The organism is Flavobacterium sp. GNP010 (assembly GCF_056428945.1).
Genome location: NZ_JBWJVK010000054.1, coordinates 1 through 11,739, shown reverse-complemented (window position 1 = coordinate 11,739; position 11,739 = coordinate 1). Strand labels below are relative to the sequence as shown.

Here is an 11,739-nt window from a genome sequence, read left to right as displayed (position 1 = left end):
AATTCCTTTTCGTACCAATAAAAAACTATAAAAACTACCAATCAATTTTTATAAAAAAGGAATTATCCTTATTTTTGAACTCAGAATTTGGAGCTATTTCCCGCTGTACACTCCAATCTTTTATTTTTGAAAATAAAAATAAAAGGATTTCCATTCCCATCAGGGCTAAAAAACGTAATAAACAAAATAATTTTTTCTAAATAACAACAAAATGAAATTCAGAATAGAAAAAGACACCATGGGTGAAGTGCAAGTTCCAGCAGATAAATATTGGGGCGCACAAACAGAACGTTCCAGAAATAACTTCAAAATAGGTTCATCGGCTTCCATGCCAAAGGAAATTATTGAAGGTTTTGCTTATCTTAAAAAAGCAGCGGCTTACGCCAATTGTGATTTAGGAGTATTACCCCTTGAAAAAAGAGATGCAATAGGTGCCGTGTGTGACGAAATCCTAGCTGGAAAATTAGATAACGAATTTCCATTGGTAATTTGGCAAACGGGTTCTGGTACGCAAAGTAACATGAATGTCAATGAAGTAATTGCAAATCGTGCGCAAGTGCTGAAAGGATTTAATATTGGCGAAGGCGAACAATTTATTAAAGCCAATGATGATGTCAATAAATCACAATCTTCAAATGACACCTTCCCAACAGGAATGCATATTGCTGCCTATAAAGCAGTTGTAGAAGTTACCATTCCAGGTGTTGAAAAATTAAGAGATACACTACACGCTAAGGCTATTGAGTTTAATACTGTCGTAAAAATAGGACGTACACATCTAATGGATGCTACACCACTTACTCTAGGTCAAGAAATCTCAGGTTATGTAGCGCAATTAAACTACGGTTTGAAAGCGGTTAAAAATACATTAGCTCACTTATCAGAAGTTGCTCTAGGCGGCACTGCGGTAGGAACAGGATTAAATACACCAGAAGGTTACGATGTAAAAGTAGCAGAATATATTGCCGAATTTACAGGACATCCATTTGTTACTGCCGAAAATAAATTTGAAGCATTGGCTGCACACGATGCTATAGTAGAAACACACGGAGCCTTAAAGCAACTAGCTGTTTCATTGAATAAAATTGCAAACGATGTGCGAATGTTAGCTTCTGGACCACGCTCCGGAATTGGAGAAATAATTATCCCAGAAAATGAGCCTGGATCTTCTATTATGCCAGGAAAAGTAAACCCAACACAATGTGAAGCATTGACGATGGTTTGCGCGCAAGTTATGGGAAATGATGTTGCTATTACTGTTGGAGGAATGCAAGGTCATTATGAATTGAATGTTTTTAAACCCCTAATGGCTGCAAATTTCTTGCAATCAGCTAGATTGTTAGGTGATGCTTGTATGTCTTTTGACGAACATTGTGCGCAAGGAATTGAACCAAATCACAAACGCATCAAAGAATTGGTTGACAATTCATTGATGTTAGTAACGGCTTTGAATACAAAAATAGGCTATTATAAATCAGCCGAAATTGCACAAACTGCACATAAAAACGGAACTACTTTAAAAGAAGAAGCCGTTCGTTTGGGTTATGTAACTCCAGAAGATTTTGATGCTTGGGTTAAACCCGAAGATATGGTTGGAAGTCTCAAATAATAAACCTCTGAATTAAACAAAAAGCCCTGTAATTCTTATAAATTACAGGGCTTTTATTATGTTTAATAATTTATGGAAATTACAATCTAGCTTTTAGCGCATTGTATTCTGCAGTTAAATCCATTGATCGATATAATTTAAGCAATAAATCGGAAACAATTGTATTCTTGGGTTCGATTGCATTTGCTTTTTCTAAGTATGAAATGGCCTCTTTAACGACATCATCCATTTTTAACTTTAGTTTATCATAGGCAAGCATTTCACTTGCTGTAGTTCCCAAAAGACTCATTTGTTCACTTAAAGCTCGCTTTTGATCCAGCAAGGTATATGCTAATTCTAAGTAAGGTTCCGTACTTTTAGGACTGTATGCAATCATCTCTTTGTAAATATTTTCAGCTGATTTTAAGTCTTTTTTTTCGCTGTAAATGAAACCCATATTCAGGAAAATTTCATTCTTTTTAGATTTAGCCGAAACATTTTTTGGTCTTTCATGTAAACCCGCTTTTATATTAATGTCTCTATCACTAACGGATAAAAACAACTCTTCTACATTTGTTTTCTTATTTACAGCATAGTACTCCATTCCTTTGCCTGTGTAGTTTATTTTGCGTAATAATTTGTAGTTCACAAGAGCCGCATCATAATCTTTAATCTTCATATAATAGGATGTAGACAAGTATAGATTAATAGTGTCTTTTTTATCTAATTCATACAAACTATACATTTTTTTTGCTGCGTCAGCGTACTTTTCAGCTTTAATATCCTTATTGGCACTATTTTCCATTTCAGTTTTAATCAACTTAATAGCTTCTTTTGCTTTCAAAGTATATTTATATTGTTGGCCTAGATCTTCCTCAAACATCAATTGGTTGTAAGCAGCAACAGCAGCAGTTAAGTTTGCCCCAGGGTCAATATTTTTGTCTGCAATACTTTTATAGATTTCTGCTTTTAACTTATAAAATTCAGACTTATCATCATAGGTTGCATTAATAATTAAATATTCACTTTTCACTAATGTAGATAAAGCTCCATTTAAGTTACCGTTTTTAAATTCGGCTTGAGCCTGTTTAATTTCATTTTTTTGAGCTAATCCAGTAAAAGAAATAAGTAAAAATAATAGTAATGTAAAGTTCGTTCTCATTGGTCTTTTTGGGTTAATGGTTCCTTATAATAAAGACAATTCTTATTTTAACATATAATTAAACATTGTCGAAGGCAAATTAGATTATTATTTTGGTTTTTAAAACTAATAAATCTTAAAATTTCAAAAAAAATCGATTTTTTGTGTTAATATAAGAAAAGAGAGGCTAAAAAAGAAAATAATCGTCTTTTGTGCAAAAATTTAATCGAATCAATAAAATATAGAAGAAACAAAAAAGTTGATTTATAAAAAATGCTAGCCATCGATAAAAAAAAACAGTTGCAAAATTAATTTTACAACTGTTTTTTTAAACGTATTAGAATAAAAATTACTTCCCATCTACAAAATCTTGCAGATAACTAAATCTTGGAGTCAATTTTCCTTGTTCAGTTATTTTAGCTCTTTTTAGTACTTCATCTTTGTCACCATTGAAGAAAGAAGGAAAAACATGTTCTAAAAACATTTCTCCAAATCCCTCGCTGGCATCTTTTGGTAATTCACATGGCAAATTATCAACTGCCATAACTACGATTGCTGCAGGATGAAAAACATCAACTTCCTTATGCTCTGTTGGTAAGTAACCATACAAAGGTTCTGCAATTGTAGATGATCGAAGTGTACAAGCAATAGGGCCATTGACATCACAGGAAACATCAGCAACAACTTTAATTTTACAATCTTTGGATTGCAGCATCTCACGACTTAAAATTACGGGAGCATCATTGGCATGAAAATGCCCAGAAATATAAACATCAGAGATCGTTGTAAATCGCTCAAAATCTGAAATGTAGTCCTTTGGATTGTCGTAAAAGTCATTAAAATCCAATACTTGTCCGTCTTTGCGTTTGTTATAATCCAAAACATCAATCTGGGTGTAGACTGGTTGTGTATAGTTTTTTGTTAGATAATTTTCAACTGAAACTTCCTTAATTTTTATAGCATCCAAGATTTCTTTGGCACCATTTCCTACTTTTCCAGTTCCCGTAATTACAAATTTTAAGGGTGGTAAAACCAAGCGTTTTAAATGTGAAATTAAAGCTTCTTTACCAGATAATGTTTCTGCTTTTGGCAATTTGAATAACTCAAATTTTATTCCGAAAGCTCTAATGCTATTGTATGCACCTACGATTCCCGCATAGCGACCAAAACCTATTAATCTGCGATTGTGTTCGTCTACAATAGTTTCGTAATCATACAAATCAATATTTTTTTCTAAAATTGCCTGTAATAATTTTCTATTGTAGGGCTGTTTTTTTATAGTATGTGAAAAAAAGAAATAAGCCTTATTGGGAATTAAATTTTCTAGAGGAACTTCTTTAACTCCAAATAATACATCACAATCACTGATGTCAGTAGCAACTTCAATTCCTACATTTGAATATTCCGCATCAGTAAAAATCCGAATATCAGAACTTTCTACTTTTATGGAACAATTTTGGTGCTGATTTTTCAATCTCGTCAGCTCATCTGGTGAAAAAATAACTCTTCGGTCTGGTGGATTTTTTCTTTCTTTTATGATTCCAAATTTCATATATTCTCTTATCTTATTATTTTAAATATAACTTTACAATACATTATTGTTACAAATATAACAATTTAATCTAAAAATGATTTATTTTTTAGTACAATTCGGGAAGTAAGATACTTTTAAACACTGATGTACAAAACGATACAAAAACACAAGGAATGCTTAGTTATAAAGTACTGTTAAGGTTTCAAAAAAACAGTGTATCAAAAGACATTGATTCTATATATTTGCTTTTCTATCACTTTGACAATGAATTTTACAAAAAACACAAAGATACTACATATATCGCTTCTTTTTTTGGTTTTGAGCTCTTGCAATAAAGAGAAAAAGAAAATCGAATTAAACGATGCACAACTCCCTAAAAGTACATTGCCTGCAATGAAGCCCTTAAAAGAATCTGAGCCAAAGTTAACCGCTCAATATATTCAAACAAAAAAGGCTTCTATAGACTCTTTTTACAAAAAAAACTGGCCTAACAATAGTGCTAACGGAAGTTTTCTGGTTGCTAAAAATGGCCAAATTATTTACGAACAGTACGAAGGGTATTCTAATTTTAGAGCTAAAACACTAATTACCAAATCTACTCCACTGCACATTGCCTCAGTGAGTAAAGTGATCACAGCCACTGCAATTCTAAAATTAGTGAATGCAAAAAGGATTGACTTAGATCAGAATGTAAACACAATTTTAAAGGAATTCCCCTATCCAGATGTTACCATTCGAACCTTGTTGAATCACAGAAGCGGTATGCGTAATTATGCCTATTTTACAGATCGTGACAAAACAGTTTGGGATAGGCATAACATATTAACAAACCAAGATATTTTGAGCATTATGGCAACAAAAAATATTGGTTTAGAGTTTAAAACAGACACACGCTTTAGTTATTGCAATACTAATTATGCGATGTTGGCTTTAATAATCGAAAAAATTACAAAACTTTCCTATAAAGATGCCATGCACCAAATTATTTTTCGACCGCTGGGCATGAAAAATACTTATGTTTTTGACTACGATAGGGATAAAGATTCTGCCGTTACCTCTTATAAAGGAAACAAAGTAGAAATTGGCAAAGACTACTTGGATGCAATTTATGGCGATAAAAATATTTATTCTACGCCACGAGATTTATTGAAATTTGATAGAGCCAGAAGTAGTTCAAAATTTTTGACTCCTGATCTTCAAAAACAAGTATACCAAGGGTATAGCAACGAAAGAAAGGGTACCAAAAATTATGGATTAGGAATTAGAATGATTAATTGGCAAACAGGGCAAAACTTCTATTTTCATAACGGTTGGTGGCATGGGAATACATCATCCTACATTACGCTAAGAAAAGAAGGCGTCACTATAATTGCACTGTCGAATAAATTTACCAGAAAAACATACGACGTAAGGAAACTAGCAGTGTTGTTTGGAGACTATCCCTTCAAATTGAAAGACGAATAAAACTAAACCACTATGGTCTTAAAGTCCATAGATTTTGTTTGGCAGACTGAAAGTCTGCGAGGTTAAAATGTAAAATCCACCGCAAATTCGCAAATTTAAAGACTTGCAACGTAAAAAATAATTTGCGAATTTGCGGTAAATATTTTTAGAACCTGAAAGGGAAATGCACTAAAGTACATAGTTTTAACTATTTTTGAGACCAATAAAAGAATAAAGTAATATTAATTGAGTATGATTTAGCACTACTTTTTCAAGTTAAAAAGTGTACATTTGCAGACTTAAATTCAGTTTTTGATTTTAAATAAAAAGGGGTCGACTGGTTTTGACAGCAAGTCGAATTGATCAGTAAGCACGTCGAGCATTGAGACCTTGCTCGTAAATATAAGATCTTACCATTTTACACGGCGAAAATAACTACGCTTTAGCTGCATAATCCGAATTATAGTACGATTACGCCACGTTCCTATCAGATAGGAAAGCTGGATTCTCCTTGAAAGCCTTGGTTTGTGGCGTTCAGTCCAGGAGAACCGTAAAAATAAACCTAGATTTCCATGAGCTTCGGGTGGATTTCAAAATTAAGAAGATAAGTAGCGTGTGGCTGTTTCTGGCCTAGCACACTATCGAAAACTCAATCAGGAAATAAACGCGTAGAAAGCTTTTTAGTTGCTTGTTTGGACCCGGGTTCGATTCCCGGCGACTCCACTGGATGGGATGATTGAAAAATCATCCCTTTTTTTATCATATAAAAGCAAACCTTTTTCCTTCATTAACAGCTGATTACGAGATAATAAATCAATCATTGTAGGTGTTCGATAGATACCATCCTGATAGTATAAGTTGCTGTCGAACACCAACTTTACAAATTCTCTCTTTTGGGTAATAGTAGCTCGATTATATATTGATTTTAAATCAACAAGTAAATCCAAGTTTTTTTGTAAAATTGTAAATGCATGTTTATCTACATGGCTTAGACGAGTGATAGAATCTTTGCAAGATGTGACTTCGGTATTATAAGTGGTATACCATCTATCATATGTTTCTTTAGATATCTCATTTTTAATCCATTTCTCTTCAACAGAAAACATTTTTTCTTGAGCTGCATCTAGTAGAATTTTCTTTTGGTTTATTACAAGTTTATTAGATTTTAAATTCTCTTCCATTTTTGTAACAGATGACTTTTTAATATCAGATATTATATTTTGTGGCAAACTCATCAGCTCAAAAATTTCAGCAAGCTGATTGTGTGCTTTGAGTGCGCTAATATTATTATGTTTAGACGTTTTACACTTGTAGTAGTTAAAATACTTTCCAGATTTTCCTCTTGATGGAGCACCTGTAAGTATGTTTCCACAATGACATTTTAAAATCCCCCGAAGTGGTAAGTTTTCATCCAATATTGTCCTGATTTTTTCAGGCTTCTTCATTTTATTTTGCACCAATTGCCAAGTTGTGTTATCAATTATTGCCTCATGTATTGCGGGAAAGATTCCTCCAGGATACTCTTTATAACCCTGTACCTGCAACATACCTGCATAAACAGGATTTGTCAAAATCCTCTCAACTGCAGTATTCCCTCTCGCTTTAAACCCCAGTTTAAACGCTTGTTCTTTAATTATATAAAGTGGAATATCATGCAGATAAGAATCGTACATAAATTTAATTGTCTTGGCCTGAGACTCTTCAATTACTAGCATTCTAGCTTTTCCTTCACCAGATTTAACATAGCCGAAGGGAGCCTTAATTCCAATATATCGTCCTTCTTTTGCTCTAGCCGTATATAAACCACCTCTGATTTTAATACTTCTATTAATATTATCTTCTTCTGCTAACAGAAGTTGTAGTCCTGCCCTAAAAAAGCTTCCTGGCGTATCATAATCAAATGTTATTCCCTCAGTGACACTTACAACTTGAATACTGTATTTTCGTTGTAGCATTTTAACCATACTCATTGCTTCACCGGCATCTCTACTAAACCTGTCCATCTGATCTACCAGAAGATAATCAACACTTTTAAAATGTTTGGAAATAAACGCTTGAAGCTTTATAAAATCGGGGCGATCAAATGTTTTTGCACTTCTTCCGCGGTCAATAAAAGTATCAGCTAATTCAACATTGTTAAATTGTAGCCACTGATCTGTATAAAGCTCTTGCCTTTCAATCGAACCATTACTTTGCCCCAATTGACTGAACCTTAAATATCTAATCGCTCTTTTCATTTAATTCGTTTAATGTGATTGTGATAATAATATCGACCATCAAATTTACAAATTTTTGTTCTTTCTCAATATTATTTATATCTTTTAACAAGTCTATATCTATATTAATCAAGTCTTTAACTTCATCCTCCATAAACAACCTCCCTTTCTTCGTTAAGCAACTAAATGATAATTGTAATGTTAACAATAAAAATTAGTTGATTAAATTTAAAGAGAACCATTTCATAAACTGTACACTGTCATCTAAAGACACAATTTGACTACAAATGTCTATTATTTAATACAATCTTGACTTTATACAACTTCTGTTTAATAGTAAATCGTAATTCCTTATACCTCACAGACTACCAATAAAAGGCTGACGATTTAAGTCGTATTCTTTAGTTATTTCACACTAATCTAAAACATTAAATCACTTAAGAAATTTTTCATTTTTGTAAAATTGAAATTATAAACAATTTAAAGAGCAGCAATTATAATTCAATACAATCCTCAAAGCACATTTATACTTCCGCTACGCTTCAGCACAAAAGAGCTTAGTCGGATAATCAATAAAAGAATCTTGAAAATTTAAGCGGCTACGTATCCATAATTTTCAAGATCCTTTTTCATGGCTTATCTAGCCATACCATTATTTTGGATAAATAGTTGATTGATAATATTACATACTATTTATTTGACGAGTCACCTTGTACTTTATAATCCCATACAATCCTCTTTGCAACCTTGCTTCCAGTCTATTACTATTCAAAAACCAGTATGCTAAATTGTCCCATTTCAAGAGCAAAGGTATTCTAGTGTTTTTAACGCAAAAAAAAGGTCAAGCCCTACGGGTTTATCAAAAAATCTCCACCCATTCGGGTAGTATTTATTTGATAAAACCTTGTTTTTGCTAAACACTAACCTTTTATGCTCTCGAAACGAAACATAGCATACTCCGGCTCTTTGGATGAATAAAAAAAATGTCAACAATGAAATTTAATACTATTTATATTGGAATTAGAGTGAAACAAAACAGCACCTCCTCTCATTACCGAATAAATTAATTTAAAAAATAATCCTAAAATAAAAAATCATGAACATCATCGGAAGATTGACAAGGGATGCGGATGTACACACAACACCGCAGGACAAAAAAGTAGTGAATTTTTCAGTAGCTATCAATGATAGTTATCGAAATAAGCAAGGCGAACGCATAGAGCAAACTAGCTATTTTGATTGCTCCTACTGGATAAGTCCAAATGTAGCAAAAATACTCATCAAAGGTGCTTTAGTAGAGCTAACAGGCAGAATAAGTACAAGAGCCTGGACTGCTAATAACGGAGAACTAAGATCTAGCTTAAATTTTCACACATCTACTATTAAATTACATGGAAATAATAAGAAAATAGAACATACACAGGCTATCGTAAAACAAGAAAATACAAAGATTATGATACAAGAACCTATAGATGATCTACCATTTTAACACTAAATACTTAATCATTTTTTTAACTTTTAAAATTTTAATATCATGGCACACAATTTAAATTTCAATGAAAGAACAGGACGTTATTCCTTTTTTAGCGTACAAGAAAAAGCTTGGCACGGTTTAGGTCAAATAGTAGCAGACTATCCAACAAGCGCCGAAGCTATTAAACACGCAGGACTTGATTATGAAGTTATAAAAAGTCCTCTTTATACCAACGCATCAAACATAATTGATCCTACTGACAGTTTAGAAATAAGGGGCAACGAAGTAAACGTACCCAATTATTTTGCTACTATACGCACGGATAACAATGCTATTTTGGGTGTAGTCGGTAAAGAGTATCACATCGTACAAAATCGTGAAGCATTTAGTTTCTTCGATGCCATTGTAGGTGGTACGGATGGGATTTTGTACGAGACTGCAGGCGCTTTAGGAAATGGAGAACGTATTTTTATTACGGCTAAATTACCGGACTATATTCGTGTTGGCAATGGTGATGATGTTACAGAAAAATATATTTTCCTCACTACTTCACACGATGGTAGCGGAAGCATTACGGCAGCATTTACACCCGTTAGGATTGTTTGCCAAAATACCCTAAACGCATCTCTTCGCAATATGAGTAATGTAGTACGCATACGCCATACTTCAGGAGCAAAACAACGTTTGGAGAATGCGCACAAAGTAATGGGATTGGCAAACGAATTTAGCAATCATTTAGAGGACATTTTTAATAATTGGGCAAAAGTAAAAGTGGCCGACAATGAGATTAAAAAAATGATCCAATTCGCACTATGCCCTAACAAAGAAACCTTACAACATCTAAAAACTGGAAATGATGACGAAATATCCACAGTATTTAAAAATACCGTTGAAGATGCTTTTGCCTATGCTATGACAAGTGAATCACAACAAATGAACACTACAAAAGGAACTTTGTTTGGAGCTTACAACGCTGTAACAGGCTACTACCAAAATGTACGTAGCTATAAGGATACCGAAGCCAAATTGCAATCTATTATTTTTGGGGGTACTGCTCAATTAAAATCTCAAAAAGCTTTTGAAATCTGTACTAATTTTCAAAAACTTGGTGTGAATTGCTTTAATTAATAATCCTTTTAAAAACTATAGACGGCCCACTTTGGCAGTGGCCGTCTATTTTTATTAGTTTTAAATTCTTGTATTACGGAATATATATACTGCAATTTTGAACTTCAAAAAGACCTTCCCTTCCAAATGGTCGGGAAAGTCTTTTTGAAGAAGCAGGTTGAACCACTTCAGAAAAAAGTAATCAGTACGCAATGCTTCCTTCTATTTTTTCTGAAAAGGTTCGAGTTGAATGATAGGATATTCGTTATCCTATTACTTATTTCTGTCTTCTTTTCTTTCCACAAAAGCGTCAAAAGAAAAGAAGCAAAAGAATGCCGCTTTATTATTGCAAATTTTCTACTTTGATTGGAGCTGGCCTCTTTTCGTTTGACTCCTTTTTCGAATAACTCCATAACATAAGAAGACCAAAAAAAATTAATCCAATGGAAATCCATATGGTCACTCTTTCAAAGAATGTTACTACTACTGATTTTTCGTAACTCGAAAACCCCTCAACTCCCATTGGACTCCGTCTGTCAAACTTGCGTCTGTTGATCCAATATCGAAGGCTTACACCTATAATTAGAGCAATTATACCTAAAAACAATGCAGGATTCATATTCAAAGATTTATAAAAATTACTTTATAAATTTACAAAAAAAAGCAACAAACTAGCAACAACCTAACAACAAGTGTCTTATTTAAAGATAGTTAAATTTTTTTATAATTTTTAAAATCAAAGTGACTGCTAAACTATATCTAGTAAAGCAATCACTTGTTATTTAGTTTTGATCACTACTCTAAATCTTCCGCTGTATGTTGCTTCTTAACTAACTTGGATTTAAGTAAGTGGCTGTTTTTAATCTCCAAAACTTGCAATCGGCTACCATTTTTTTCATGGAGTTCTATGCGAAGTACTTTGTCATCAGCGATCGTAAATTGATCCAAAACAAAAATATTTCTGGAAACCGTTTTTCCTTGTACCTCATCGATAGCGTTATAAACTCGTATTGGTTGTTTAATTACTTCTTGTACAACCGTGCGTTTGGCTTTCTTTTTATCTATCACTTTAAAATTTATAAAATCAATCGGAAATGAAACGAAGCTTGAATTCTTAATTTGTGTATGAAAATAAAATTTGTCGTCGTTAATATAAATACCTTTTAAGAGAAATTCTATTCCAAATTTTCTTGTACCAATTTGTTTTATAAAGGGTTTGTCTTGCTTGTATATCTC

At 32.9% G+C, this 11,739-nt stretch carries 10 protein-coding genes and 1 other RNA gene; 6 read left to right on the top strand and 5 right to left on the bottom strand.

What is annotated here, in order from left to right; translation table 11 throughout:
* A partial coding sequence (locus AC061C_RS14485) for a hypothetical protein (RefSeq protein WP_478291769.1) occupies nt 1-200 on the top strand: 200 nt, incomplete at its 5' end.
* An 11-nt stretch (nt 201-211) separates the two neighbouring features.
* Complete coding sequence (fumC, locus tag AC061C_RS14480) at nt 212-1,609, top strand: class II fumarate hydratase (RefSeq protein ID WP_478291768.1); 1,398 nt, start codon at nt 212-214, stop codon at nt 1,607-1,609.
* Between the two features lie 79 nt (nt 1,610-1,688).
* Here fumC and AC061C_RS14475 read toward each other — a convergent pair whose 3' ends face one another.
* Nucleotides 1,689-2,750, bottom strand: coding sequence for a tetratricopeptide repeat protein (locus tag AC061C_RS14475; protein WP_478291767.1), 1,062 nt, complete (start codon nt 2,748-2,750; stop codon nt 1,689-1,691).
* Between the two features lie 328 nt (nt 2,751-3,078).
* Nucleotides 3,079-4,281: an NAD(P)-dependent oxidoreductase gene (locus tag AC061C_RS14470; RefSeq protein ID WP_478291766.1), complete on the bottom strand. Its 1,203-nt coding sequence runs from the start codon at nt 4,279-4,281 to the stop codon at nt 3,079-3,081.
* A gap of 246 nt (nt 4,282-4,527) precedes the next feature.
* Between AC061C_RS14470 and AC061C_RS14465 the strand changes: the two genes are divergently transcribed.
* Together AC061C_RS14465 and ssrA are read left to right on the top strand one after the other, a co-directional pair.
* Complete coding sequence (locus tag AC061C_RS14465; RefSeq protein ID WP_478291765.1) at nt 4,528-5,727, top strand: serine hydrolase domain-containing protein; 1,200 nt, start codon at nt 4,528-4,530, stop codon at nt 5,725-5,727.
* A 308-nt stretch (nt 5,728-6,035) separates the two neighbouring features.
* Nucleotides 6,036-6,432: a transfer-messenger RNA gene (gene ssrA, locus AC061C_RS14460) on the top strand.
* Here the strand turns inward: ssrA and AC061C_RS14455 are convergent.
* Nucleotides 6,387-7,943 carry a recombinase family protein gene (locus AC061C_RS14455; RefSeq protein WP_478291764.1) on the bottom strand — a complete coding sequence of 519 codons (1,557 nt, stop codon included), beginning with the start codon at nt 7,941-7,943 and terminating at the stop codon, nt 6,387-6,389. The two genes, ssrA and AC061C_RS14455, sit on opposite strands and share 46 nt — an antisense overlap.
* Nucleotides 7,944-9,018: 1,075 nt before the next feature.
* Between AC061C_RS14455 and AC061C_RS14450 the strand changes: the two genes are divergently transcribed.
* A complete protein-coding gene (locus tag AC061C_RS14450; RefSeq protein WP_478291763.1) occupies nt 9,019-9,411 on the top strand; it encodes a single-stranded DNA-binding protein in 393 nt (130 codons plus the stop codon).
* Nucleotides 9,412-9,456: 45 nt separating this feature from the next.
* Nucleotides 9,457-10,524 (top strand): DUF932 domain-containing protein, encoded by a 1,068-nt coding sequence (locus AC061C_RS14445; protein ID WP_478291762.1) that lies wholly within the window; start codon nt 9,457-9,459, stop codon nt 10,522-10,524.
* Between the two features lie 322 nt (nt 10,525-10,846).
* Here the strand turns inward: AC061C_RS14445 and AC061C_RS14440 are convergent, their stop codons facing one another.
* Both AC061C_RS14440 and AC061C_RS14435 read right to left on the bottom strand, forming a co-directional pair.
* Nucleotides 10,847-11,122: a molybdenum ABC transporter permease gene (locus tag AC061C_RS14440; RefSeq protein ID WP_478291761.1), complete on the bottom strand. Its 276-nt coding sequence runs from the start codon at nt 11,120-11,122 to the stop codon at nt 10,847-10,849.
* 176 nt (nt 11,123-11,298) lie between these two features.
* The coding region (locus AC061C_RS14435) for a DUF4138 domain-containing protein (RefSeq protein ID WP_478291760.1) at nt 11,299-11,739 on the bottom strand (441 nt) is incomplete at its 5' end.